We start from the raw sequence: 24,809 nt of genomic DNA, 5'->3' as shown, positions 1-24,809 counted from the left end.
GACGGCCACCAGCGGGGCCGATCCATCCTTCGAGAGGCCGCTACGCGGCTCCTCAGGATGACGGGACAGAAAGCATACGCCTCGGAGCTATGACGCAGCAGGACCAGGCCGCGATCATGGCCACGGCAACATGGGCGGCGGAGCCGATCGATCCGCCTTATCGTCCGACCCTGATCCTGGTCGGCCCCAGTCGCGCATGAACGGCATCTTCAGCAGTCCGCGCAGCGACTGCTTCTCCGGATCATCAAAGCCGTCCAGGCCATAGCGCAGCTCCGCGAAGCGCGGACCGCGATGATAGGTGCCGCCGAGCCGGTCCCAGATCGAGAGCAGGTTCGAATAATTGCTGTCGGTCTCCGGCTGATGACGCGAATGATGCATCTTGTGCATGTTCGGCGTCACGAAGACGAGCCGCAGCCAGCGGTCGAGCCGCTCGGGCAGGCGGATATTGGCGTGCTCGAACTGGGCGTTCAGCGCCGACAACGTCAGATAGCTGACCAGCACCCAGGCCGGCGTTCCGAACACGACCACGCCGGCGATGTGCCAGCCGATCCGCCACAGCGTCTCGCCGGGATGCTCGCGGAAGGCCGTGGTGACGTCGACGAAGCGGTCGGCGTGGTGCATGCGATGGAAGCGCCACATCCAGCCGAGCTTGTGCATGGAGACATGGGCGAAATAGGCGAACAGGTCGAGCCCGATGATGCCAAGCAGCAGCTGGCTCGGGGGTGACAGGCCGAGCCACCAGGACAGGCCGAATTTCGCATCCAGCGTCCATTGCGCGGCCAGCGGCGACAGCGGGCTGAGCAGCAGGTTCACGCCGACGAAGATCACGGTGATGGCGGCGTTACGGCTGATATTGCGCAGCCGGTCGCTGCGGCCACAGCTGAACGGCGGAAACGCAGCCTCGAACAGCAGCACGATCGCGAACGACGCGAGCAGGAACGCAATCCGCGCGCCGGTCGACGGCAGCTCGATGTGAGCGGTCTCAGCCGTGCCCGGATGCCACAGAAGCTTTGCAAAGCCGATCATGCCGATGCCCTCTCTTTACAAAACGAATATTCATTCTTTATAATGCCGGCAAATGATCGTCAAGCCCGCCGCATCGGCCGGCCGCGACCTGGCAAGGACCCGACAATGCCGAAGGTGAAACCCGAGACGCTCGCGATCCGGCGCGAGGAGATCCTGCAGGCCGCGGAGATCTGCTTTGCGCGCCAGGGATTTCACCAGACCACGATCCAGGACGTGATCAAGCAGTCCGGGCTCAGTGCCGGCTGCATCTACGGGCATTTCACCGGCAAGGAAGAGTTGATCCAGGCGATCGGCGAAAGCCGCCATGGCCGCGACAGCGCGCTGCTGGCGCTCAAGGATCCATCGGACGATGTGTTGCAGAGCCTGCGGTCGATCGCCCGCGCCTTTCTCGGCGACCTGCAAAGGGAAGAAGGCCTGCGCGCCCGCCGCGTCGCGTTGCAGCTCTGGGCAGAGGCGCTGCGCGACGACGTGGTCCGCGACCAGGTGGTGAGCGGAATCCGCCAGCCGATCGCCCTGATCGTGGACCTGCTGCGGCGCGGCCAGAAGAGCGGCGCGATCGATCCTCACCTGCAGCCGCGCGGCGCGGCGCGGGCGATGGTCGCGATGTTTCAGGGCATCGTGCTGCAACGGCTGTGGGGCGAAACCGTCTCGACCGCGGAGGCGATGCACGCCTTCGACATCTTCCTTGCCGGCCTTGCCGCCAGGCGCTGACGGAGGATGCGGTGATCGTCCACGACCTGTTTGCCGGCATCGCCACCGGCCTTGCCGGCGGCCTCACCGCCGGGCTGCTCGGCGTCAGCCCCGGCGGCGGACTGGTCGTGTTCTCGGTGCTGCTGCTCGGCGCCGGGCAGCATGTCGCGCAGGGCATCTCGCTGGTCGCGCAAGTGCCGCCGACCAGCCTCACCGGGATCCGGCGCTATTGGCAGAGCGGCAACCGCACGCCATTGCACTCGATCGCGCTCTTGACAGTCGGCTTCGTCGCCGGCGGCGCGGCCGGCGCGCTCGCCGCCAACCATGCCGCCGAGCCCGCGCTGCGCTGGACCTATGTGGCCTATCTCGTCGTGCTCGACGCGATGCTGATCCTGCGCGGCGGGCGCGACCCGGCGAGGCACGACGACAAGGACACCGCGCGCGACATATCCTGGCCGGCGCTGCTCATCGTCGGGCTGCTGGCGGGCCTGTCGTCGGGCTTTCTCGGCATCGGCGGCGGACTGGCGACCGTGGTCGGACTGAGCGCCGTGCTCGGCATGCCGCAGCATCAGGCGCAGATGGCGAGCCTCGTGATGTCGCTGATCCCGACCACGATCCCCTCGGCCTGGATCTATTGGAGCGAGGGCTCGCTGGCGTCCTGGCCGGTGCTGGCGGGCGTGATCGTCGGCCTGCTGGCCGGCACTGATCTCGGCGCCCGCGCCGCCAACCGCATCGACCGCGCGCGGTTGCGCAGCGCGATGATCGTCTTCGTCTCGCTGATGGCGGTCTATATGACCTTCAAGGCGCTGTGGTAGATAGACGTGGCACGTCCTCCGCGGAGCCCACCATGCGCAAGCCGGCAACATCGACCAGCAAGGCGGCATCAACGTCGCACGCGAAACCGGCAGCTGCGCTGTTCGACGCCTACCCTGCCCCGGTCAAGGCCAAGCTGCTGGCGCTGCGGCGCCTGATCTTCGAGACCGCGAAGGCGACCAAAGGCGTCGGCGCGCTGGAAGAAGCGCTGAAATGGGGCCAGCCGAGCTACCTGACGCCGGAGACCGGCAGCGGCAGCACGGTCCGGATCGATCAGGTGAAGCCGGCCGCCGACCAGGTCGCGGTCTACTTCCACTGCCAGACCAATCTGGTCGAGACCTTTCGCGAGCTCTATCCCGAGCTCAGCTACAGCGGCAACCGCGCGATCCTGCTCGATGTCGCCGGCAAGCTCCCGGAACCCGCGCTGCGCCACTGCGTGGCGCTGGCGCTGACTTATCATTTGAACAAGAAGGCGTCGCAGACTTCGTAGGGTGGGCAAAGGCGCGCAGCGACGTGCCTACCATTCACGTGGTGCTCACCATGGTGGGCGCGCCAACCCCTTGTCCTCCCTACGACGTTGGCTTTCGCCAGCACGACAGAGAAATAATCGTCGTCCCGGCGAAGGCCGGGACCCATACGCCGCGGCGGATGTTGTGAATGGGACTCGTCATTCCGGCGGCGCGCAACGACCGGCATTTGGGGTTATGGGTCCCGGCCTTCGCCGGGACGACACTGAATTTGTTGCAGGATCCAGCGCAACGACGTTGTGGCCGGCGGCGCGCCCTACGCGACCAGCGCTGTGCCTGCCGCCGTGGCCACGCGCTGCGCCTTCAAGAGGCTGATGACCTCGGCGTTCGGCCGGGCGCGGCTGAACAGAAAGCCCTGGCCTTCGTGGCAGCCTTCGGCGCGCAGGCGGCTCAGCTCCGCCTCGGTCTCGACGCCCTCGGCGGTGATGGTGACGCCGAGCCCGATGCCGAGACTGACGATCGAACGCACGATCGCCTGCGCGTCCGGGTTCGCGCCGAGGTCGCGCACGAAGGACTGGTCGATCTTGATCTTGTCGAACGGAAAGCTGCGCAGATAGCTGAGGCTCGAATAGCCGGTGCCGAAATCGTCCATCGACATCCGCACCCCGAGCGCACGCAAGGCATGCAGCGTCGCCAGAACCTGGCTGCTCTTCTCAAGCAGCAGGGTCTCGGTGATTTCGAGCTCGAGCCGCCGCGCCGGTAGGCCGGATTGCCGCAGTGCGTCGGTGACCAGCGCAAGCAGATTGCCGGTGCGGAATTGCAGCGGCGACAGATTGACCGCGACGCGCACGTCGTCAGGCCATTGCGCCGCGTCCATGCAGGCGCGATGCAGCATCAGCGCGCCCAGCGGATTGATCAACCCGGTCTCCTCGGCCACCGGGATGAACTCACCCGGCGAGATCATGCCGCGCTCCGGATGCGGCCAGCGCACCAGCGCCTCGAAGCCGGTGATGCGCCCGGTCGCAAGATCGACCAGCGGCTGGTAATAGGGCCGCAGGCCTTCGTTCTGGATCGCATCGCGCAGGTCGATCTCGATCTTGCGGCGGCTTTGGGCGCGCGCGTCCATCTCCGCCTCGAAGAAGGAGAAGGTGCCGCGGAATTCGCTCTTGGCGCGCGACAAGGCCATGTCGGCGCTCTTCAGCAGCTTTTCGGAATCCTCGCCGTCGCCGGGCGACATCGCGATCCCGATGCTGGCGCCGATCACCACCGAATGCCCCTCGAGCAGATAGGGCTCGCCGATTGCGTCCAGAATCCGCCGTGCCAGCAACACCGCGTCCTCGGGCCGCATCACGCCGCCCTGCACGATGGTGAACTCATCGGAGTTGAGACGGGCCAGCGCATCTTCCTCGCGCAGCGTCGAGCGCAGCCGCTTTGCGACCGCGCGCAGCAGCTTGTCGCCGATGCCGTGACCGAGGGTTTCGTTGACCGCCTTGAAATTGTCGAGGCCCAGCATCAGCACCGCGACCTTGTCGGTCGAGCGGCGGGTGTGCTGCAGCATCTCGTCCATCTGCTGGCGCAGCAGATTGCGGTTGGGCAGGCCGGTCAGGCTGTCGTGCTGGGCCATGAAGGCGAGCCGCGCCTCGGCGCGCTTGCGTTCGGTGATGTCCATCAGCGCGAGCAGCATCGCCGGCTGGTCGCCATGCATCAGCTGGCGCGAATAGATCGCAAGGTCGATCAGCGTGCCGTCGGCGCGCACATGCTTCCAGGTCCGCGCCGCCTGCTCGTCGCTGCTGCGGCCCGCCGCCCAGGGCAGCTCGGCATCGAACGCCTGCAGGCTCCTGATCGTCATCCGCTCGAATTCGGCCCGGACATAGCCGTAATGCGCGATCGCGGCGTCGTTGACCGCGAGGATCCGCTCGCCGTCGAGCGCGCACAGGATCATCGGCACCGGATTGCCGTCGAACAGCAGGCGGAACGACGCCTCGCGCTGCTTCAGTTCGGTGATGTCGACGCGCAGCCCGACGATGCCGCCATCCGAGGTCAGCCGCTCCTCGATCAGCACCACGCGGCCGTCGGCCAGCACCTGCTCGTGCCGCTCGCCCGGTTGGTACATCTTCTTGAGCCGCTCGGCGATCCACTCCTCCTCGCGGCCGGCAGCCTCGGGATAGTCGCCGCGCGCGACGCCGATGCGGATGGTGTCTTCGAGACGCGCGCCGTGCTCGAACAGATCGGAGCTGCGCTTGTAGATTTCCGAGTATTTCTTGTTCCAGAGCGTGTAGCGGCCTTCGGGGTCGAGGAACACGATGCCCTGCGGCAGGATGTCGATCGCCTCACGCAGCCGCGCGTTGGATTTGCGCGCCTCAGCGATCGCGGCCTCGGCCTGCGCGCGCTGGCGCACCAGTTCGCCGATCTCGACCGCGGGGCGGCGCGATCTGCCCAACACTTTCGGCATCGGTGTGGGCCGGCGTCCCCGAGGACGGGACAGTTTGGCCTGGTTCGGCTTCTTGGTGTTTTTCTTCGGCCGCATCATCGGTATCGCACGCCCCACGCGCATTCCAGTTCGGCAATATATCTGCGATAAGTCTCTGAAAAATTGGTATCTCTTGGCGAGTAGCCGCGCCGCCTGAGAAGCCCTTGCATGCCTGCTTTGCAGGCGAATTCACGCCGGGCGCGAGTTTGCTTCCGGCGCGCCGGCGGCGCACGGCACAGATTCACGGCATGGAAGCGCCTGCGCTTGGTGAAGGAAGCGTAAACCGGCGCGCGATTGCACAATGAATGCGCCGAAGACGCTTCAAGCGCACCAATGTTTGTCAGCGTGCGGCAGGGTTATCGCGCGGTTAAGCCGCGGTGCGCCTCGGCCTTCGCATTTTGCCGGATCATACATTAGTTGGTGATCTCGATCCGCGTGCCGCCGCGGCCATTGCGCTCGACCAGCCCATAGAGCATTGCGGCGTGCGAGGGATGCAGGCGCACGCAGCCATGCGAGGCCGGCCCGCCAAGGCGCGTGAGTTCGTATGTTCCATGAATGGCAAAACCGCCATGGAAGAAGATCGAATGCGGCATCGGCGAGTTATAGTACTTCTTCGAGTACCAGCGGCGCGCCAGCATCTGCGGACGAAAGACTCCACTCGGCGTGCCATAGCCGCGGCGGCCGGTCGACACCGGCCAGTTGTAGCGTCTCGCGCCGTCGACGCTGACCGCCATGCGCTGCGATGATTTATCGATGTGAACGACGACGTCGGCCCGCGCCGGGGAGAGCGCCAATATCGACGCAGCTATCGCGGCGGCAAATGCCGGCCGTACGCACGATACGCTTGTCACAATAACGCCTACCCTGAAATTATTGCGGACATGATGTCGCCCACAACGTGCGCTTGTAAAGTGGCGTGGCTCACATCGGAGCCTGGAAGCCGCGGGTAATCTTAATCCACCCTGTGGGCGATCAAGCGAATGGGATGAAAGCGCGGTCCGCCTGCTCCGAATCCATGCTAGCCTTGCGCCGACAGAGTGATCCGAATGACACCCCGCCTGCGTCTGTTCCCGCTCCTGATCTCAGCCCTCATCGCCTGCACCATCTCCGCGCGGGCGCAGGACAGGGGCTCGCTCAATCCGCAGCCGCTGCCACCGCTCGCCAACCCTGACGATCCAAAAATCGGGGCGAAGCAGCTGTTCGCACGCAAGGTTTTGCCGGCGGCGTTGCCGACCCGGTCGATCGGCGGCTACACCAAGGGTTGTCTCGCCGGCGCCGCGCAGATGCCGCTCAACGGCGACACCTGGCAGGTGATGCGCTTGTCGCGCAACCGCTACTGGGGTCACCCCAACATGATCGCGCTGCTGAAGCGGCTGGCGGCCAACGCGCACAAGGACGCCGGCTGGCCGGGCATCCTGGTCGGCGATATCGGCCAGCCGCGCGGCGGCCCCGCGCTCTCCGGTCATGCCAGCCACCAGATCGGGCTCGACGCCGATATCTGGCTGACGCCGATGCCCGATCGCAAATTGTCGCGCGAGGACCGCGAGGAGATGTCGGCGGTGATGATGGTGCGCGACGACCGGCTCGACATCGATCCGCGCGTCTTCACGCCGGGCCACGTGCTGGTCATCCGCGACGCGGCGCGGGAGCCGGCGGTGCAGCGCATCTTCGTCAATCCCGCGATCAAGAAGGCGCTGTGCCGCGAGGCCAAGGGCGATCGCGGCTGGCTGTCGAAGATCCGGCCGTGGTGGGGCCACGACTACCACTTCCACATTCGCATGCGATGTCCGCCCGGCAGCCCGGCCTGCGAGGGACAGAAGCCGCAAGCGGAGGGCGAAGGCTGCAAGCCGTCCGACCTCGCCTTCTGGTTCAAGGATTCGGTGCTGCACCCGAAGCCTCCGCCGAAGCCGCCGAAACCCCGCCCGCCGATGACGCTGGCGCAGATGCCGGCGGACTGCAGGACGGTGCTGAACGCACCCGACGCCAAACAGCAGCTGCCAGGGCAATAACATCTTTGTCAGGCGGCTATGCCGGCCGGCTCGAACTGCGATATGATCGCGTGCCGTCGCGCCGTAAGCGCGTTCGGGCGATGGATCGGGGCCGCTGATCTATTATCCGTCATCATCAATGGATCAGACATGCGCAAATCGCTCCTCGCGGCATCGCTGCTGCTCGTCTCGGCTCCCGCTTTCGCGGCGGAAGAGCCGAGCGGCTGTGACAAGTTCAAATGGTCGATCGAGCGCGCACGCGCCGCGCTGACCGCGCCCGATCGTGCCAAGGTCGTATCGGGAAGCGAGCAGACCGCGCTGCCGGCGACCGCGATCACGCTGGCGCTGGTGGCCCCCGGCGACGCCAGATTGCCGACCCCGCCGGAGCGCGCGCCGAAGGAAGGCACCTTCGCCGGCTTCACCAGCTTCAAGGCCGCGCCGAAGGCCGGGCTCTATACCGTCAGCCTGTCGGCCGGGGCCTGGGTCGACCTGGTGCAGGACGGGCATTTCCTGAAGCCCAAGGCGTTCAGCGGCGCGACCGATTGCGACGGTATCCGCAAGACCGTGAAATATGACCTCGCCGCCAGCCCCTTCGTGCTGCAGGTCAGCGGCTCGAAAGAGAACTCGCTGTCGGTCGCGATCCAGCCGTCGGATGAATAGGACGATCCGTTAGTCAAAGGGTCGCCTTTACCGCAAGCCCCAGTCTGCTATGTTTGCAGTGCGATATCCCTGAGGACCGTAAGTCCGTCGGGGACCAGCGGAACAGCGCTTCCGTCCGTCGCAGGCCAGACCTCACCCAACGCCTGATTTGCGCGCCGGTTCGCGCGCGAACTCGCACGGAGCGCTTTCCATGTCACGACTTTCAATTTTAAGGCTTGCCGGACTTTTCGCCGCTTTCGTCATCCTGCTCGGCGCGCTGCATTCGCCCGCGAGCGCCGAGGACAAGACGCTCACCGTCTTTGCCGCCGCCTCGATGAAGAACGCGCTCGACGACATCGATGCAGCCTATACCGCCAAGACCGGCGTCAAGATCACGGCCAGCTATGCCGCGAGTTCGGCACTTGCCAAGCAGATCGAGCAGGGCGCGCCGGCCGACGTGTTCGTCTCCGCCGATACCGACTGGATGGACTATGCGATCAAGCAGAAGAACATCAATGAGCCGACGCGGGTGAACCTGCTCGGCAACTCGATCGTGCTGATCGCGCCGAAGGATTCCAAGATCGACAACGTCAACATCGGACCCGGCTTCGATCTCGCCAAGCTTGCCGGCGACGGCAGGATCGCAACCGGCGACGTCAAGGCGGTGCCGGTCGGCAAATACGCCAAGGCCGCGCTGGAGAAGCTCGGCGCCTGGCAGGCCGCCGAGCCGAAATTCGCGATGGCCGAGAGCGTCCGCGCCGCATTGACGCTGGTGGCGCGCGGCGAAGCCGTGCTCGGCATCGTCTACTCGACCGACGCAAAGGTCGAGCCCGGCGTCAAGATCGTCGGCACCTTCCCGGCCGATACCCATCCGGCCATCATCTATCCGGTCGCAGCAACCACGACCGCGAAGCCGGAGACCGCCGACTATCTCGCCTTCCTGCGTTCGTCTGTGGCGAAGACGATCCTCGAGAAGTACGGCTTCAAGTTCCTGATCAGCCCGACGACTTAAGCCCAGCGCCGCCGACTTGACGTTCCTCTAGTGATAGCCGCGCGCACCGTGAGGAACGTCAAATCGATCAGCGGCACTGGCCTATTGACTCTTACTGGTGTCTGTTCCCGAAGTTCGTAACTGAGGAGCCGCACTTGCATACGAACTTCGGGAACAGACGCTAGTGTTTGAGATCTCGCCGGTCGAATGGACGGCGATCCTGCTGTCGCTGCGGGTCGCCGTCGTCGCAACACTGGTGGCGACCCCGTTCGGGGTAGCGCTCGCCTGGCTGCTGGCGCGGCGCGATTTCTGGGGCAAGTCGCTGCTCGATGCCGCCGTGCATCTGCCGCTGGTGCTGCCGCCCGTCGTCACCGGCTATCTGCTGCTGCTGACCTTCGGCAAGCGCGGCCTGGTCGGCGGCTGGCTGGCCGACCATCTCGGCATCGTGTTCGCCTTCCGCTGGACCGGCGCGGCACTCGCCTGCGGCGTGATGTCGTTTCCGCTTCTGGTGCGGCCGATCCGTCTCTCGATCGAGGCGGTCGACCGCCGCCTCGAGCAGGCGGCCGAGACACTCGGCGCCGCGCCCTGGCGGGTGTTCGCAACGGTGACGCTGCCGCTGGCGCTGCCGGGGGTGCTGGCCGGCATGGTGCTCGGTTTTGCCAAGGCGATCGGCGAGTTCGGCGCGACCATCACCTTCGTCTCCAACATTCCCGGCGAGACCCAGACCATTTCGTCGGCGATCTATTCACTGATCCAGACGCCGGATGGCGACACCGCCGCCGTGCGGCTCGTGATCATCTCGATCGTGCTCGCGGTCGGCGCACTGGTCGCGGCTGAAGTGTTCGCGCGCCGCGCCACCGCGCGCCTGCATGGGCAATAGAGCATGATCCGGAAAAGTGTGAAGCGGTTTTCCGAAGAGATCATGCTCAAACAAGGAGCTAAAGCGCGATGACGATTCAACTCAATCTCATCGCGCTTTAGCCATGCTGCGCGTCGACATCACCAAGCAGCTCGGCGAGTTCTCGCTTGCGGCCTCGTTCACCAGCGAGGGCCGCGTCACCGGCCTGTTCGGCGCGTCCGGCTCCGGCAAGACCTCGCTGATCAACACCATCGCGGGGCTGTTGCGTCCTGACCGCGGCAGCATCGTGATCGACGGCGAGATCCTCGACGATACCGCAACCGGCATCCACGTTCCGACCTGGCGCCGCCGCATCGGTTACGTGTTCCAGGACGCGCGGCTGTTTCCGCATCTCGACGTCGGGCAAAACCTCGACTACGGCCGCCGCATGAACGGCCTCACCGAGGATCCCGCGCAACACCGGCGCGTCGTCGACCTGCTCGACATCGGCGCCCTGCTCGACCGCCGTCCCGGAAAGCTCTCCGGCGGCGAGCGCCAGCGCGTCGCGCTCGGCCGGGCGCTGCTGTCCAAGCCGCGGCTGCTGCTGCTCGACGAGCCGCTGGGCGCGCTCGACGAAAGCCGCAAGCTCGAGATCCTGCCCTATCTGGTCCGGCTGCGCGACGAAGCCGGCGTCCCGATGGTCTATGTCAGCCACGACGCGGCCGAGCTGCGCCAGCTCGCCACCCAGATCGTGATGCTGCGCCGCGGCCAGGTGACCGCGTTCGGCGGTGTCAAGGTGCTGACGGCGGGCGCGTAGCTGGCCGTTTTTCCGAAAGTCGGCATAAGATAGCCAATCTTGTCTGCTAGGCCCGCGTCGGGACGTCCGATCGGGCATGGGGAAGGGTGAATTGTGCGACTGACTGGCTGGGTGTTGCTGCTGATCGGCGGGCTGCTGTGCGCCACGATTTCGTGGGCCGCGCTCGGCTTCCTGCTGATGGGCGTCGGCCTGATCGCGCTGCAGGTCGCCGAGCGGGGCCGGCGTCCGGCCGATGCTGCCGTGCCGGCCGCCGCCTCGGGATTTACCCCGCCTCACCTCAGCGACGGGCTGCAGCCGCCAACCCTCGACCCGGTCGCAGGCCAGAACAGCGGCCCTCAGCGGCCGCCCCGCCGGGTGGCCTGGCCCGACAAGAACAACGACGCGCCCTACGACCGCGAGGCGTGGCGCCGGCTGGTCGAGAGTGATCCTGATCTCGCCCAGATCGCCAATGTGCTCGCCGATTACGGCCCGCAATATGTCGACGAACTGGCGGGCAGCTACCTCGCCGCTCCCGACAAGGGCCGCCTGGCGGCGATCGTCGACGGCATCATCGCGCGCGCCCGGGACGGTCAGCCGGTCCCGCCGCCGCCCGCACCAGTCGAAGCATCGCGGCCACCGCCGTTGCCGCCTCGGCCGGAGCCGAAGCCGGTGATCATCCCTGCCGCCAAGCCGGCGACTTCGCCAAGCAATCGCGCAGACGCTCTCGAAGCGTCGCTGCTCGCCACGGTCGAGGAGGCTTCCGCCAGGATCGCCGCCGAACGCGCGGGTCTGTTCAAGCCTGCCAAGGAACTTAATAAGGAGCCCGGCGAGGCAACCGACAGCCGGCCGCAGGCGGCGGGCCAGCGGGAGCCGCTGTTCGGTCGCGCAGCCCGGGAGGCGAAGCCCGCCGGGGGGCCGCCGCCGGTGCCGGTCACACCGCCGCCAATGCCGGCGGCACCGCCACCGATGCCGGCCGACCTCGAAGCATCGCTGATCGCCGCCGTCAACGAGGCCGCGGTCCGGCGGGCGGACGCCAAGGACACCCCCAAGCCGGCGCTGGAGCCCGCGCCGTCGCCGGCAAAACACGAACCCGAGGTTCGTGGCGTCGCGCCTGCCCCTCCACCGGCACCACCTGCGAAGACACCACCTGCGAAGACGCCTGCCGATCATCTCGACGAGACGCTGCTCGCGGCGCTGGCCGAGATTTCCGGTCAGAAAATCAAGGGCGAGCCCAAGCCGGACGCAGCGTCCAAGGGCCCATCCGGTCCACCGGCCGACGACGGGCTGTCCGACATGATCAAGAAGTTCGCCCCGGATTCGAACTTCCTGCGCAAGACGTAACGGCGCCGGTCTTGTTCTGACGCGTTTTCTTCGCGCGAACCGGTATCCACTTCGCTCGAAAACGCTCTAGACCCCCGCCACCGACGCCCAGATATCGGCGAGCTTGCGCTTGACGATCTGCATCCGCGTTTGCGGCGCGACCTTTTCCTCTTCCTCCGGCAGGCGCAGGCCGACGACGTTGACGCGGCCGCCGCTGATGCTGCGCGCCACCAGCACGATCTCGTCGAGCGCCAGTTCGGCCCCTTCCTTCGGCGCGCGGTCGAGATTGACGTCGAAATAGTCGGCGAGCGTCAGCTTGGCCTGGTGCTCGTCGACCTTGACGCCGTAGATCTCGGCGAGCTCGCCGAGCGTATGCTCCGCCGACACCATGAAGTCGCCGAGCAGATGCGGATCGGGCGCGCTCGACGGCGCCATGTCGACGAAGAAGCGGTCGAGCGCCTCGGCGCGCTCCGGCGGCGCCAGCAGATAGATGTAGTCGCCGGGCGCGACCGGATCGGCTTCGGTCGGCGTCAGGATCCGCTCCTCGCGGATCACCAGCGTCGGCTTCGACCAGGACGGGATCAGCCCGCGGCGGAAGTACAGGCTCTTCGGCCGCACCGGATAGCCGACCAGCTGCTGCTCGAGCTGGCCGGGCAAGTCGAGCTCGACGCGGCGCGGGCCGCGTTCGGCGCGCGGCAGCGCGACATGCAGCCGCCGCGCCGCCGGCGCCAGCGTCCAGCCCTGTAGCAGCAGCGAGATGATGACGACGACGAAGGCGACGTCGAAATAGAGATAGGCTTTCGACAGCCCGACCAGCATCGGGATCGAGGCGAGGAAGATCGCGACCGCGCCGCGCAGCCCGGTCCAGGCGATGAAGACCTTCTCCCGCCAGTTGAACTTGAACGGCGCGAGGCAGATCAGGACCGCCAGCGGCCGCGCCACCAGCATCAGCGCGAACGCCACCAGCACGGCGCCGCCGGCGCTGGAGAGCAGGCGATGCGGCGAGACCAAGAGGCCGAGCAGCACGAACATCACGATCTGCGCCAGCCAGGTCGCGGCGTCGAGGAACGTCACCACCGAATTATGCGCGCGGGTCGGCCGGTTGCCGATGATGATACCGGCGAGATAGACCGCGAGGAATCCCGACGCATGCACGATCTGCGAGCCGCCGAAGATCACCAGTGCCGCTGTGGTGACGAACGGCGCATGCAGGCCCTGCGGCAGCGCCACATAGTTCAGCGCGATCACCACCAGCCGGCCGCCGATCACCCCGATGATGGCGCCGAACACAGCCTCCTGGATGAACTCGAGCGCGATGTGCGAGGCCGAGCTCTGGCCGATCGAGATGAACTCGACCAGCATCAAGGTGAGGAAGATCGCGAACGGATCGTTGGTGCCGGATTCCGCTTCCAGCGTCGCGCCGACGCGAGGGCGCAGGCGGAGGCCCTGGGTGTGCACCAGCAGGAAAACCGCCGCGGCGTCGGTCGAGGCCACGACGGCGCCGACCAGCAATGACTCGGTCCAGTTGAGGTCGAGCACAAAGCGGGCGACCGGCGCAGTGATCAGCGCGGTCAACAGCACGCCGGCGGTCGCCAGCATCATCGAGGGCGCCAGCACGGTGCGGATGCTGGCAAACCGCGTCTTCAATCCGCCGTCGAACAGGATCAGCGCCAGCGCCACCGAGCCGACCAGATAGGTGGTGCGGACGTCGTCGAACTGCAGCCGGCCGGGGCCGGAATCGCCCGCCAGCATGCCGACCAGCAAGAACACCAGCAGCAAGGGGGCGCCGAACCGCAAGGCCAGCAGGCTCGACAGGATGCCGGCCATCACCAGCACCGCGCCGAGCAGGATCGCTATACTGACGGAGTCGAGGGATGCCATGCGCCTTCGGAGGTCTCAAATACTTGCAATTGCATCCTTATCGTCGCCACACTGGGACGCCAACCGATTTCTGACATGAGCGGCAATGTGCCCGGTCCCGATCCCTAGGTCGCCTCCACACTGTGTTGTATCGATGGTCGCGTGCGCGCCTTTGTGGGATTCTCGCCGGGCATTCGAATCACATTTGGCTGACCCGCACTGCAAGTTGAGAATTTGCCGATGGACATGAGCCTGAAGGACGTCCTGGAATCGATCCAAATGGCGGCGCGCTCGGTCGGCGCCGAGGTCGCCTCGCCCTGGTTCTATCTGCAGTTCGGCATCATCCTCGCCGCCGCGGGCCTCGCCTACGCCGCCGATACCGCCATACATGCGCGGGTCGACATGGCGTCGCTGGCGATGCGCTGGCCGCTGCCGCTCCGGCACTTCGCCCGCGTGATGGTGAAGAGCGCCTCCACCGCGGTGTTCGCGGTCCTGATGATCATCTCGCGCATCGTGATGTGGCACGCGACCTGGCCGAGCCGCAGCTATCTGATCGCGGTCTCCGCCAAGCTGGCGCTGGCCTGGCTGGTGATCCGCCTCGTCACCTCGGTGATCGACAACGCCTTCATCGTCAAACTGGTCTCGATCGCGGCCTGGGTGGTCGCCGCCCTCAGCATCATCGGCCAACTCGACTGGGCCGCCGAGACGCTGGATTCGTTCGCCGTCGTGGTGGGCGGTCTGCGGCTGACGCCGCTGCTGCTGATCAAGGCCGGCGCGCTGCTGATCGTGGCGCTGTGGCTGAGCAATATCGCCAGCAATTTCATCGACGGCCAGATCACCCGATCGACCGACCTGACCCCGTCGATCCAGGTGTTGTTGGTCAAGATCATTCGCATCGGCCTGATGGTGGTCGCGGTCGCCATTGCCTTGAGCGCGGTCGGGATCAATCTGTCGGCGCTGGCGGTGCTGTCCGGCGCCGTCGGCGTCGGAATCGGTTTCGGCCTGCAGAAGATCGTCGCCAACTTCATCTCGGGCATCATCCTGCTGGTCGACAAGTCGGTGAAGCCGGGCGACCTCGTCACCATCGGCGACAGCCAGGGCCGCATCAGCGCGATGAAAACCCGCTACATATCGGTCGCCGCCGGCGACGGCCGCGAGTTCCTGATCCCGAACGAGGACCTGGTGACGCAGAAGGTCACCAACTGGACCTATACCGACAAGAATACGCTGGTGAAGATCGCTTTCGCCGTCAACTACGACGCCGATCCAAGGCTGGTCTGCAAGCTCGCGATCGATACCGCCGCGGCCCACGCCCGCGCGCTCAAAGGCAAGCCGCCGAACTGCATCCTCACCGAATTCGCCGAACTCGGCATGAAGTTCTCGCTGACGTTCTGGATCGCCGACCCCGACGGCATGGACAATGTGAAGAGCGACGTCATGCTGGCGCTGTGGGACGGCTTCAAGCAGCAGGGCATCCGGGTGCCCTACCCGGTGCGGGAACTCCGTATCCGCGGCGGCGCGCTGCCGGTCGAGAGCGTGGTCGAGGTCTCCAACTAGCGCTTGAGCGCGATCTTTTTGCAGGACCGGTGGCCGCTGTTCCGAATTGTGCCCGGAAATCAAGCCGTTTGGACATGTCCCCATGCTCAAGCTTGGCTTGCGCCGGGCGCGCCGATCATTAAATTAGGGCCTGAAATCAGCCCCTTGCCCGCAGAAACAGCCCGCCCATGAGCTATATCGACGCCACCGACACCTCCCTTCGCAAGACCGGCCAGATCAAGCTGCACGGACCGAGCGGCTTTGCCGGCATGCGCAAGGCGGGCGCGCTGGTGTCGAAATGCCTCGACGCGCTCACCGACATCGTCAAACCGGGCATCCCGACGTCAGTCATCGACGAGTTCGTCCGCAAGTTCGCCTTCGACCACGGCGCCTATCCGGCGACGCTGATGTATCGCGGCTATCGCTACTCGACCTGCACCTCGATCAATCACGTGGTCTGCCACGGCATGCCGGGCGACCGGCCGTTGAAGGAAGGCGACATCGTCAATGTCGACGTTACCTTCATCGTCGACGGTTGGTATGGCGACTCCAGCCGCATGTATGCGATCGGCGCCATCGCGCGGAAGGCCGAGCGGCTGATCGAGGTGACCTATGAGGCGATGATGCGCGGCATTGCCGCGGTGAAGCCCGGCGCCACCACCGGCGATATCGGCCACGCCATCCAGAGCTATGTCGAACCGCAGGGCATGAGCGTGGTGCGCGACTTCTGCGGCCACGGCCTCGGCCGCCTGTTCCACGACGAGCCGAACATCATCCACATCGGCCGCCCCGGCGAAGGCGCGCCGCTGAAGCCCGGCATGTTCTTCACCATCGAGCCGATGATCAATCTCGGCAAGCCGCATGTGAAGATCCTGTCCGACGGCTGGACCGCAGTGACCCGCGACCGCTCGCTGTCGGCGCAGTTCGAGCACTCGGTCGGCGTCACCGCCGACGGCGTCGAGATCTTCACGCTGTCCGAGCGCCATGGCGAGAAGCCGTGGGTTCAGGTGTAGTCCTTGTTACCTCTCCCGCAAGCGGGAGAAGGGAGCGCAGTCCCGACGCGGACGTTACACCAGCCAACCTCATCGAGCTTTGCCGCGATCAATAATCGCTCCGCGTGCGCTCGATGATCTCCTCGGGCGTATGGTTCTCTCCGATCGACATCGCGCAGATCCGCGACAGATGCAGATAGGACAGTCCGGTCTCCTCCGCCCAGGCGTTGAACTGCGCCTGCACCTTGGCGAGATCGCGCTTCGACTTGACCTCCTCGGCGATATCGAGGCCGGCATCGCGCAGGCAGGCGACGACGTCGCGCGAGGTGACGAAGCCGTCCCAACCGAGGAAGCGCAGCAGCATCTGCCCGGTGTTGCCGCCGAGCCGGCTGCCGCGCTTGGCCAACAGCTCCAGCAGTCCGACCTCATCCGATGACGGCCAGGCGCCAAGGAATTTGCCGAAGCTGCCATGCTCGCGCGCGATCTCCTGCACGAAGCGGCCGTTGTCGCGCACCGACATGATCTTGGCGCCGTTGCGCACGATCCTGGCGTCGCTGACGAGCTTCTCCCAGAATTCGTCGGGCTTGAAGGCGAGCTTGGCGGGCTGAAAGCCGAGAAACGCCTCCTCGAAGCCCGGCCATTTGGCGTCGATCACGCTCCAGGCAAAGCCCGCGCAGAACACCCGCCTGGTCATCTCGGCCAGCACGCGGTCGTCACCGAGCTTTGCCAGCGCCTTGGCGCCCGCCGGCGGCCGCAGCAGCTTCTCCAGCGCCTTCGGCCCGCCCTTGCGCTTCTCGGCGCGCGAGCGGATCACCTTGAATGATGTCACGCCGCCCTCCCCCTCTTTGCTATCGAACCGTTGTCGCCGACGGTAATTCGCCGGTCGCGTCGTGGCAAACCGGAGCGGCATCGCCCCTTCAGCATCGCCCCTTGCAAAATGCGGCCGGCACGGCATGGTTGTGGGCGATGCCCGCCAAACCCGATACCAGCGACGACGAAGCCGGCGAGACGCCGCATTATCACGGCCATCGCGAACGGCTGCGCGAGCGCTTCTATGCGGCCGGGCCCGACGCGCTGACCGACTACGAGCTCTTGGAAATGGCGCTGTTCGCCGCCATCCCGCGCCGCGACACCAAGCCGTTGGCCAAGGCCCTGATCAAGAAGTTCGGCTCCTTCGCCGAGGTGGTGCACGCGCCGGTGGCGCGGCTGCGCGAGGTCGAGGGCGTCAAGGATGCCTCGATCAACCAGATCAAGCTGCTCGCCGCCGCCGCCGGCCGGATCGCCAAGGGCGAGATCAGGCGCAACATCGCGCTGTCGTCCTGGAACGATGTCATCGACTATTGCCGCACCGGCATGGCGTTCGCCGACAAGGAGCAGTTTCGCCTGCTGTTCCTCGACAAGCGCAACCGGCTGATCGCCGACGAGGTGCAGCAGACCGGCACCGTCGATCACACCCCGGTCTATCCGCGCGAGGTGATCAAGCGCGCGCTTGAATTGTCCGCCACCGCGCTGATCCTGGTGCACAACCACCCCACTACCCACCCTATGATCACGTTGGATCACGTTCAATACCGATGAATCATCAACGATATATCCGATTTTTTCTTCATTGCACACAGGGGGCGGCTATGGCAAATTGGGAGCGGTAAGAGGGGTTGAAAGCGGCTTTCCGATCCCAGCAAACGATCCCCGTTTCTCCTCGACCGATCCCAGTTGCGGCACAGGAGGAAACGCCATGCCAAGCCTGACCGACACCGCGATCCGACATGCGTTGAAGCGGGTGGAGCTAAGTCAGAAACAGGAAAATCTCGCCGACGGTGAAGGGCGCGGCACCGGCCGCCTCGTGCTTGTCCTCAAGCCCATGCCGAAGCGCGTCACCGCCGACTGGATGGCGCAGCAATGGCGCGATGGGAAGCGGACCAAGAAGAAGCTCGGGGCTTATCCCTCCATATCGCTCGCCCAGGCACGCGAAATATTCAAACGCGACTTCGCCGACGTCATCCAGAAGGGTCGCAGCATCAAGATCGCTACCGACACGCGCCCCGGCACCGTCGCTGATCTGTTCGAAGGCTATGTCGCCGCGCTCAAGGATGCGAGCAAGCCGTCCTGGAAGGAAACGGAAAAAGGCCTTAACAAGATCGCCGACACGCTCGGACGCAACCGCCTCGCTCGCGAGATCGAGGCCGAGGAAATCATCGAGCTGATCCGCCCGATCTACGAGCGCGGTGCCAAATCAATGGCCGACCATGTGCGCTCCTATCTCCATGCCGCCTTTAGCTGGGGCATGAAGTCTGACAACGACTATCGGCAGCAGTCTTCCAGACGCTTTCGACTCCCTTTCAATCCGGCAACCGGCATTCCTACCGAGCCTAAGATCCAGGGCACGCGCTGGCTTGACGAAGACGAGTTTGTGCAACTCTATCGCTGGCTGGAGAGCCCCGACACGCCGGTCCACCCCTCCTATCCCCGCGCGGTGCAACTCATCATGCTGACAGGGCAGCGCGTCGAGGAGATCGCGCGGTTTCATGTCAATCAATGGGACGCCAGTGAGCGAATCATCGACTGGTCGAAGACCAAGAACCTCCAGCCGCACGCTGTCCCAGTGCCATTGCTTGCCGCCGAGCTGATCGAAAAGATCAAGCCGAACGAGTATGGCTGGTTCTTCCCCTCCGCCAAGGACCCCTCGAAGCCTGTCAGCCACGGCACTCTTTATAGCTTTGTTTGGCGGCAGCGAGATCGCGGCGTGATTCCATATGCGACAAACCGCGATCTCCGGCGCACGTTCAAGACGCTCGCCGGCAAGGCAGGCGTGTCGAAGGAAATCCGCGATCGCCTCCAGAACCACGCGCTACAGGATGTCAGCTCCAAGCACTACGACCGCTGGCACTATATGATCGAGAAACGCGCTGGCATGGCGAAATGGGACAAATTCGTGCGCGCCATGCTGGCGAAGAAGCGACTGAAAGAGGCCGCATGAGCTCGCGGCCGCGAAAGCCCCCTCGCCGCAGCGATGCGCTCGGTTCCGCTGGCGAAGTGGACGCGCAAAGCTACACGGCGTTCGTCGGGGATCTGAAGCAGAAGATCGCGGCGGCACGCCACCGAGCCAGCTTGTCGATCAACCGCGAGCTAGTGACGCTCTACTGGACGATCGGGCGCGACATCCTGGAACGGCAGGAGCGCGAAGGTTGGGGTGCCCGGGTGGTCGACCGTCTGGCTGGCGATCTTCGCCTGGCTTTCCCGGAAATGACCGGTTTATCGCCCCGGAATCTGAAATACATGCGCTCGTTCGCCGAGGCCTGGCCCAACGGCGAATTTGTGCAACAGGTTGTTGCACTATTGCCATGGGGGCATAACGTCCGTTTGCTCGACGCCGTCAAAACGCAGGAAGAGCGCACCTGGTACGCGCGGCAGGCAATTGAACACGGCTGGAGTCGTAACGTTCTTGTCCATCAGATCGAAAGCAAGCTTTTTGCCCGGCAAGGAAGCGCCCTCACCAATTTCTCGCGAACCCTGCCCGCAGAGCAGTCCGAGCTTGCCCAACAAATCCTCAAAGACCCCTACACGTTCGACTTCCTCTCGCTTGGCCCAGACATGCTGGAGCGCGACCTCGAGCGTGGTTTGGTCGAGCATCTGCGTTCACTCATCCTCGAGCTCGGCAAGGGCTTCGCATTCGTCGGCAGCCAATATCACCTCGAAGTCGGCGGGCAGGATTACTACTTGGACCTTCTTTTCTATCATCTGCGTCTTCGCTGCTTCGTGGTGATCGAGCTGAAGATCGAAGACTTCAAACCCGAATTTGCGGGAAAGATGAACTTTTACCTCTCGGCCGTGGACGAGCAATTGCGCCATCCCGACGACAAACCGACCATCGGCATCATCTTGTGCAAAGGGCGCAACGAGGTGATCGTGGAATACGCGTTGCGAGACTCCAGCAAACCGATGGGGGTCGCCCAGTATCAGCTCTCGGCTGCGTTGCCGCCACAACTCGAGGATGCCCTCCCGACGGCCGCGGAGTTCGCGCGAGAATTTCCACTGATGTCCGTGGTCAAGCTACGCATCGAAATCGAGCGCGCGGTACGCGATCTCGCGGACAAGCGAGGCGTCGCTTTCGACCGGCCGACCGGCATCATGAAAATGCTCCGTGATCTGCATCGAAATGGATCGGTGCCAAGTAGCACAGAGCAGATGCTCGACGCCCTCCACACCATGAACGAAGCTACGCATGGCATGGATGTGGACCCGGAGACCGCTGAACGCGCCGTCGAAATCGGCACGATCTTCCTTGGGGAACTCCAGAAACTGAATACAGACGAGTAAGGTGCTTTTCGCGGCAAATCCGACACCGACAAAACCCCAGAAAGCACAGGACAATCTCGTGGAAGACAGCTGGCCGACGTGGCTCAAAATTATGGAGAACGGCGCCGTCGGAGAAGCGCGTACGCGTTCTTTTCTCATCGACCGGTTCTGGGTTCTCGAGCGGAGCGTAGATACCGACGGGGCCGATTTTCTCATACAGCGACGCACCACCACGCAGCGATTTACCGATAGAGTCCCGCCGCGCGTCGGAGTGATACAGGCAAAATATTTTCAGGATCGCCGCACAACGCACTACATTCCCAAAAGCTACGTGGTTGACGACAAAGGAATGCCGCTCGAAGGCTTCTTCGCGCTTCTTCACGTCGGCCGGGAGGACGACGGCGAGATGTACCTGCTGTCGGCCCGGCAAATCGTCAACACGCTATCCATCAGCAGCACCCATTCACCGGAAAGCTACGTCGTCGGCACGACTGCGCTCCAAGGCACTTTTAGATTTAATGCCCGTAAGCTCGCACTCGATCAGATCGAGCATAGCTTGAAGAGCCAGACCTACTACCAGTCGGCCGCCTTCCTGGACAAGCTCAACATTCCCTATCGGCGCTTCAGCGAAGACGACATCGACTTTCCTTGGACACTTCCGCTTCCGAACCCCGTCGGTGAAATCCCGAAGATGTTTGTTGAGCAAAAAGAGGAGCTCAGAAAGATCGTTTTCGACATGGAGGAGGTGTTGGGAGCCATCGACGCGGTCCTTACAGAAAAAGACCCGCGTCGAGCGCTCGAGCTGATGGACGCGCTGCGTTACCATGTCGATGGTTACGGCAAGATCACCTTCGGCGGCCGGGGAGACTTCAACTGGGGCGATTTTCCAGACGCCCTCGACACCCACGACCGCTGGCGCCAAGGCCTCCAGACAGACGGACTGCTAGAGCCTTACATCGCAATGGGCGATAAACTGCAAGTGGCTCTTGTATCCCATACAGCCGCTCATCCGCTAACCGATAAGGGCAGCTTCCTCCAGGCGATCATTGAATATGATCGGGATACGCTCAACGTCATTGAGCTGTCGGTCAAATCGGGCACGGCCGCCGAGAGGGAACCGGAAATCAAGACCCCCGGGCATGTCCGCATGGCAAGCTCGCTCGGCGAGTGGGTCCCACGCAAAATCAAACCGATGGACTACACGATCGAGAACGTCTGGTGGAATGTCATGCGCTACGTCATCGAAGAGCGCTATCCCGACCCACACTTCGACTAGCTTGCGGCAACTCCCTGCACGCGCAACGCCAGGGCCTTCGGCCCTGTTGTTGCTTGATCGCGAGATTGTCGCGTAGCCTCCGTGAGTCGCTTAACGGCGATCTAACCGGCGATAGTATCGCTTCTGTCCGTTACTCGGATCAACGTAGGTAAAGCAGTCCGCGAGACTATCAATGCTCTGCAACACCCCCAGCAAGGCGTAGGCGTTGAAAGGCGTCCCCGCGCCGGTCTCGTAGTGGCTGACGAAATTCCCAACGATCGATGGCACATGATGGTTTTGGAGATCGGCGATCTGCTGAGGCGTCAGCACACACCGATTGGCCGCATGATAAAGCTTCACGGCCTCGCCGATTGCGTCGATGTAGGTCGAAAGCGTCCGCTTGTCACCACGGGTGGCATAGTCCGGTGGAACAGGGATCTCCAACTTGGCGATAATCTGTCCCAGCTTGTATTCGAGATATTGCCGCAGGATCGGCGCACCAATATCGATCTGGCCAGCATTCAGGTGCTGCAACGCCTGCGCCTTGAGACGATCCGCCTCCTGGGCCGATACCATGAGCCGCCCCTTTGGAGGCATGCCTTGGAGCTTCTGGTGATGCCAATCCGCAGTGCCATTGAGCTTGTCGAAGTACTTCTCCAGGCTGGTGTCATGGCTCAGGAAAATGAACTGCAGCCCGTCCGGCACAGCGCCATAGCGTAGCAACGTCCGCACGGCGTCCATCAACGCGAACTGGTGACCAGCGTCAAAGCTCGATGTCACGTCGTCGAGCACCATGAAGCGCGGAACACCGCTGTGCTTGGTCGCGGCCGCGAAGAAAATCGCAGCCGCCACAGCGTTCCGATAGCTTTCCGAGAGTAGAGCCCGGGCACTGAGGTCCTGTAGGCCGAAGAAGTCCGCGAGCTTTAGATCAACGTTTTCGCTGTTCTGCGCGCGGCTCAGGGTCGGCTTCACATCGGGACCGCCTCGCACGAACCGGCCGAACAGATCCTGACAAGCGGTCTGAATCTCGCCAATCCGCTCGTTGGCCAGTTCGGCTTCGGCATCAGCAAAGCTTTGGCCGGCGCGCGTGATGAATGTCTTCCAGCGATTCAGAACCTTGAGCTTGTCCTGTTTCACCTTGAGCACCGGCTCGCCGCTCTCGTATTCCAGCACGGCATCGCGGAACTGCTTTGCGAAGCTGAGGATGCGGGTTACCTGCACCAATGAGGGAGGCAAGCGCGCCTGCAACGCGTCGGCCTCACCTCGCACCCGAGCAAGAGTTTCGCCACGCTGCGTTTCAAGAACCCCGAGGCGCGCCTTGATGATCTCCAGGTCGGAGGTCGCCAAATCCCCCTTCTTGGCGGCCAAATCGAACGCTACGTGCAAGCGATCACCCGTCGCGATCGCCATGGCCGGCGCCTCTTCAAGCTTGCGTAGCTTCGCGATCCCAGGCGCTGTGGCGACATCGTTGATGAGTTCGGCCCCGAGCTGAGCGGCTACATCGTATTTAGCGATCTTGCCTTCCAGCCGCGGCTTTAGAGCATCACTACCTTTCGCCTCGCAAACTGGGCATTGATTCGGGTCGTGCCAATCGGAGCCGGACACCACAGCCAGCGCATCGCGCAAAAGGGCGTGCAATGCTTCCGCGCCGACGCTGCGCACGGCCTCGTCTCTTCTTCCGGCCAACTCGAGCAGCCGATCAACGTCGGCCAATTCCTCTACCGTGACCTCAAGCCCCGCCAGCGACGTGGCGGAGGTCGTTAGCGTGTCCAGCGTCTTTCGCGCTTCGCCGCCTTCCTGTTTCTCGATCGCCAACTCTGCCGCTTCGAAATCGAGATCCATTACCGAGGCCTCGCCGATCAATGGCTTGAGCAAGGCGATGGCGGATAAGGCGGCGGTTACCGCCGCCTTCAGATCGGAGAGTTTATCGACGGCGGCGCTTCCCGCTCCGGCGACCTCGTCATGCGCCGCAATGACACGCCGCTCGATCGCACTCAACGCGCGCGCGCCTGTGGTCACCTCGGCATCAAGCGCGGAGAGGCCCAGATCACTGTTGACGTTCTGCGTTCGCTTGGCGCCGTCCAGAGCCTGACGTAGCCGGGAGTATCGGCTCAGTCCCACGAGCGATGCGAAAGAACGTCCCCGCTCCAAGGCGGAGATATCGATGAGCTTTGCGAACCGATTATAGTCGACGAGGACGAAATCCTCCTGCAGGCTCGCGAGGAACTGCTGCGGGTCGGCATGACCGCTCGGCGAAGTCACTAGGCGCGCACCGTTGGCAGCCCGCACCACCTTGATCGCCACATCTGGCGAGGCGTCATCGCTGGCGAATATCAGATCAACCGTCGCTTGCTGCCCGGGATGGAAGCGATTCACGATATAGCTGTCGCCCTGCTCGGCTTCCTGGAGCGCCTTCAGGCGCGGGACAATGCCGTGGATCGCGAAGCAAACGGCTTCGAATATGGAGCTTTTACCGACGCCGTTCGGCGCATGCACCGAGTTGACGGCGTCAGATTTGAACTTGAGGACGAGCGGGTCACCGTCATTATTGATCCCACGAAAACCCTCGATGGACAGGCTGCCCAGGAAATACCGCGTCATGCCTTGTCCTCGCCCAGAGGGATGGACATGCCATCAAGCGCATCCAGTACCGCCTTATGAAACTCGCCGATTGTTGCCCGGCTTGGCGCGGTGTCACCTCCCGAATCCAGCAGATGCAAATTGTCGAAGAGGATCTTCGCGCATTCGGGATCGATCTGTACAGCCTCGGCCCTAAACAAAGCGAGATTGTCCTCGAAAGTATTTTCCAGCTTAAACTTCATACGCTCCCCC

Annotated in this window: 22 protein-coding genes; 15 read left to right on the top strand and 7 right to left on the bottom strand. The window is 64.2% G+C overall.

Annotated features, from left to right (window positions below; translation table 11 throughout):
• Positions 1–114: 114 nt before the first annotated feature.
• A complete protein-coding gene (locus XI02_RS05075; RefSeq protein ID WP_172648924.1) occupies positions 115–1,026 on the bottom strand; it encodes a sterol desaturase family protein in 912 nt (303 codons plus the stop codon).
• A 105-nt stretch (positions 1,027–1,131) separates the two neighbouring features.
• Here XI02_RS05075 and XI02_RS05070 point away from each other — a divergent pair, with 105 nt between their 5' ends.
• From XI02_RS05070 to XI02_RS05060, 3 genes are read left to right on the top strand one after another with little or no spacing between them, the layout of a single operon-like run.
• Positions 1,132–1,737, top strand: a complete 606-nt coding sequence (locus XI02_RS05070) for a TetR/AcrR family transcriptional regulator (protein WP_172648925.1) — start codon at positions 1,132–1,134, stop codon at positions 1,735–1,737.
• Positions 1,738–1,748: 11 nt separating this feature from the next.
• Positions 1,749–2,531, top strand: coding sequence for a sulfite exporter TauE/SafE family protein (locus XI02_RS05065; protein WP_172648926.1), 783 nt, complete (start codon positions 1,749–1,751; stop codon positions 2,529–2,531).
• Positions 2,532–2,563: 32 nt separating this feature from the next.
• Positions 2,564–3,019: a DUF1801 domain-containing protein gene (locus tag XI02_RS05060; protein WP_172648927.1), complete on the top strand. Its 456-nt coding sequence runs from the start codon at positions 2,564–2,566 to the stop codon at positions 3,017–3,019.
• 293 nt (positions 3,020–3,312) lie between these two features.
• On the opposite strand, the gene XI02_RS05055 is transcribed toward XI02_RS05060, so the two are convergent.
• Complete coding sequence (locus XI02_RS05055) at positions 3,313–5,526, bottom strand: bifunctional diguanylate cyclase/phosphodiesterase (protein WP_172648928.1); 2,214 nt, start codon at positions 5,524–5,526, stop codon at positions 3,313–3,315.
• 353 nt (positions 5,527–5,879) lie between these two features.
• Positions 5,880–6,260 (bottom strand): L,D-transpeptidase, encoded by a 381-nt coding sequence (locus XI02_RS05050; RefSeq protein WP_016843321.1) that lies wholly within the window; start codon positions 6,258–6,260, stop codon positions 5,880–5,882.
• A gap of 252 nt (positions 6,261–6,512) precedes the next feature.
• On the opposite strand from XI02_RS05050, the gene mepA reads away from it, so the two are divergent.
• The 6 genes from mepA to XI02_RS05020 all read left to right on the top strand — a co-directional run bounded on the left by mepA (position 6,513) and on the right by XI02_RS05020 (position 12,059).
• A complete protein-coding gene (mepA, locus tag XI02_RS05045; RefSeq protein WP_172648929.1) occupies positions 6,513–7,475 on the top strand; it encodes a penicillin-insensitive murein endopeptidase in 963 nt (320 codons plus the stop codon).
• 129 nt (positions 7,476–7,604) lie between these two features.
• Positions 7,605–8,114, top strand: coding sequence for a hypothetical protein (locus XI02_RS05040; protein ID WP_069279162.1), 510 nt, complete (start codon positions 7,605–7,607; stop codon positions 8,112–8,114).
• Positions 8,115–8,304: 190 nt separating this feature from the next.
• Positions 8,305–9,105 (top strand): molybdate ABC transporter substrate-binding protein, encoded by an 801-nt coding sequence (gene modA, locus XI02_RS05035; protein WP_172648930.1) that lies wholly within the window; start codon positions 8,305–8,307, stop codon positions 9,103–9,105.
• A 163-nt stretch (positions 9,106–9,268) separates the two neighbouring features.
• Positions 9,269–9,964 (top strand): molybdate ABC transporter permease subunit, encoded by a 696-nt coding sequence (gene modB / locus XI02_RS05030; protein WP_194483372.1) that lies wholly within the window; start codon positions 9,269–9,271, stop codon positions 9,962–9,964.
• Positions 9,965–10,067: 103 nt separating this feature from the next.
• Positions 10,068–10,739, top strand: a complete 672-nt coding sequence (modC, locus tag XI02_RS05025; RefSeq protein WP_018269544.1) for a molybdenum ABC transporter ATP-binding protein — start codon at positions 10,068–10,070, stop codon at positions 10,737–10,739.
• Between the two features lie 93 nt (positions 10,740–10,832).
• Positions 10,833–12,059 (top strand): hypothetical protein, encoded by a 1,227-nt coding sequence (locus XI02_RS05020; protein WP_172648932.1) that lies wholly within the window; start codon positions 10,833–10,835, stop codon positions 12,057–12,059.
• A 66-nt stretch (positions 12,060–12,125) separates the two neighbouring features.
• Here XI02_RS05020 and XI02_RS05015 read toward each other — a convergent pair whose 3' ends face one another.
• Entirely contained in the window at positions 12,126–13,919 is a 1,794-nt protein-coding gene (locus tag XI02_RS05015) for a potassium/proton antiporter (protein ID WP_172648933.1), read from the bottom strand.
• Between the two features lie 219 nt (positions 13,920–14,138).
• Between XI02_RS05015 and XI02_RS05010 the strand changes: the two genes are divergently transcribed.
• Positions 14,139–15,455: a mechanosensitive ion channel family protein gene (locus XI02_RS05010; RefSeq protein WP_172648934.1), complete on the top strand. Its 1,317-nt coding sequence runs from the start codon at positions 14,139–14,141 to the stop codon at positions 15,453–15,455.
• 167 nt (positions 15,456–15,622) lie between these two features.
• The gene (gene map, locus XI02_RS05005) at positions 15,623–16,447 is read left to right on the top strand and encodes a type I methionyl aminopeptidase (RefSeq protein WP_016844429.1); all 825 of its coding nucleotides are present in this window, start codon (positions 15,623–15,625) and stop codon (positions 16,445–16,447) included.
• Between the two features lie 88 nt (positions 16,448–16,535).
• Here map and XI02_RS05000 read toward each other — a convergent pair whose 3' ends face one another.
• Positions 16,536–17,255: a DNA-3-methyladenine glycosylase I gene (locus tag XI02_RS05000; protein ID WP_018269541.1), complete on the bottom strand. Its 720-nt coding sequence runs from the start codon at positions 17,253–17,255 to the stop codon at positions 16,536–16,538.
• A 137-nt stretch (positions 17,256–17,392) separates the two neighbouring features.
• Here XI02_RS05000 and XI02_RS04995 point away from each other — a divergent pair, with 137 nt between their 5' ends.
• The 4 genes from XI02_RS04995 to XI02_RS04980 all read left to right on the top strand — a co-directional run bounded on the left by XI02_RS04995 (position 17,393) and on the right by XI02_RS04980 (position 21,998).
• On the top strand, positions 17,393–18,004 hold the full coding sequence (locus XI02_RS04995; RefSeq protein WP_026192143.1) for a RadC family protein: 612 nt from the start codon (positions 17,393–17,395) through the stop codon (positions 18,002–18,004).
• Between the two features lie 157 nt (positions 18,005–18,161).
• Entirely contained in the window at positions 18,162–19,403 is a 1,242-nt protein-coding gene (locus XI02_RS04990) for a site-specific integrase (RefSeq protein ID WP_011090895.1), read from the top strand.
• Positions 19,400–20,743, top strand: a complete 1,344-nt coding sequence (locus tag XI02_RS04985; RefSeq protein ID WP_014498593.1) for a YhcG family protein — start codon at positions 19,400–19,402, stop codon at positions 20,741–20,743. The genes XI02_RS04990 and XI02_RS04985 overlap by 4 nt, the downstream gene beginning before the upstream one ends.
• Positions 20,744–20,801: 58 nt before the next feature.
• Positions 20,802–21,998 carry a hypothetical protein gene (locus XI02_RS04980; RefSeq protein WP_244620932.1) on the top strand — a complete coding sequence of 399 codons (1,197 nt, stop codon included), beginning with the start codon at positions 20,802–20,804 and terminating at the stop codon, positions 21,996–21,998.
• Between the two features lie 90 nt (positions 21,999–22,088).
• Here the strand turns inward: XI02_RS04980 and XI02_RS04975 are convergent, their stop codons facing one another.
• Both XI02_RS04975 and XI02_RS04970 read right to left on the bottom strand, forming a co-directional pair.
• On the bottom strand, positions 22,089–24,578 hold the full coding sequence (locus tag XI02_RS04975; RefSeq protein WP_011090898.1) for an AAA family ATPase: 2,490 nt from the start codon (positions 24,576–24,578) through the stop codon (positions 22,089–22,091).
• On the bottom strand, positions 24,575–24,799 hold the full coding sequence (locus XI02_RS04970; RefSeq protein WP_014498594.1) for a hypothetical protein: 225 nt from the start codon (positions 24,797–24,799) through the stop codon (positions 24,575–24,577). The genes XI02_RS04975 and XI02_RS04970 overlap by 4 nt, the downstream gene beginning before the upstream one ends.
• Positions 24,800–24,809: the final 10 nt, after the last annotated feature.

The sequence above is a fragment of the Bradyrhizobium sp. CCBAU 21365 genome, from assembly GCF_015291305.1.
GTDB classification, from domain to species: Bacteria; Pseudomonadota; Alphaproteobacteria; order Rhizobiales; family Xanthobacteraceae; genus Bradyrhizobium; species Bradyrhizobium elkanii.
This window is presented reverse-complemented; position numbering and strand designations above follow the sequence as displayed.

Bases quoted from the DNA above. Each gene is read 5' to 3' on its own strand.
- XI02_RS05070 (WP_172648925.1), top strand. From the start codon at position 1,132: ATGCCGAAGGTGAAACCCGAGACGCTCGCGATCCGGCGCGAGGAGATC.
- XI02_RS04970 (WP_014498594.1), bottom strand. From the start codon at position 24,799: ATGAAGTTTAAGCTGGAAAATACTTTCGAGGACAATCTCGCTTTGTTT.
- XI02_RS04995 (WP_026192143.1), top strand. From the start codon at position 17,393: ATGCCCGCCAAACCCGATACCAGCGACGACGAAGCCGGCGAGACGCCG.
- XI02_RS04985 (WP_014498593.1), top strand. From the start codon at position 19,400: ATGAGCTCGCGGCCGCGAAAGCCCCCTCGCCGCAGCGATGCGCTCGGT.
- XI02_RS05040 (WP_069279162.1), top strand. From the start codon at position 7,605: ATGCGCAAATCGCTCCTCGCGGCATCGCTGCTGCTCGTCTCGGCTCCC.
- XI02_RS05010 (WP_172648934.1), top strand. From the start codon at position 14,139: ATGGACATGAGCCTGAAGGACGTCCTGGAATCGATCCAAATGGCGGCG.
- XI02_RS04975 (WP_011090898.1), bottom strand. From the start codon at position 24,578: ATGACGCGGTATTTCCTGGGCAGCCTGTCCATCGAGGGTTTTCGTGGG.
- XI02_RS04990 (WP_011090895.1), top strand. From the start codon at position 18,162: ATGCCAAGCCTGACCGACACCGCGATCCGACATGCGTTGAAGCGGGTG.
- modC (WP_018269544.1), top strand. From the start codon at position 10,068: ATGCTGCGCGTCGACATCACCAAGCAGCTCGGCGAGTTCTCGCTTGCG.
- XI02_RS05075 (WP_172648924.1), bottom strand. From the start codon at position 1,026: ATGATCGGCTTTGCAAAGCTTCTGTGGCATCCGGGCACGGCTGAGACC.
- map (WP_016844429.1), top strand. From the start codon at position 15,623: ATGAGCTATATCGACGCCACCGACACCTCCCTTCGCAAGACCGGCCAG.
- modA (WP_172648930.1), top strand. From the start codon at position 8,305: ATGTCACGACTTTCAATTTTAAGGCTTGCCGGACTTTTCGCCGCTTTC.
- XI02_RS05055 (WP_172648928.1), bottom strand. From the start codon at position 5,526: ATGATGCGGCCGAAGAAAAACACCAAGAAGCCGAACCAGGCCAAACTG.
- mepA (WP_172648929.1), top strand. From the start codon at position 6,513: ATGACACCCCGCCTGCGTCTGTTCCCGCTCCTGATCTCAGCCCTCATC.
- XI02_RS05015 (WP_172648933.1), bottom strand. From the start codon at position 13,919: ATGGCATCCCTCGACTCCGTCAGTATAGCGATCCTGCTCGGCGCGGTG.
- XI02_RS05060 (WP_172648927.1), top strand. From the start codon at position 2,564: ATGCGCAAGCCGGCAACATCGACCAGCAAGGCGGCATCAACGTCGCAC.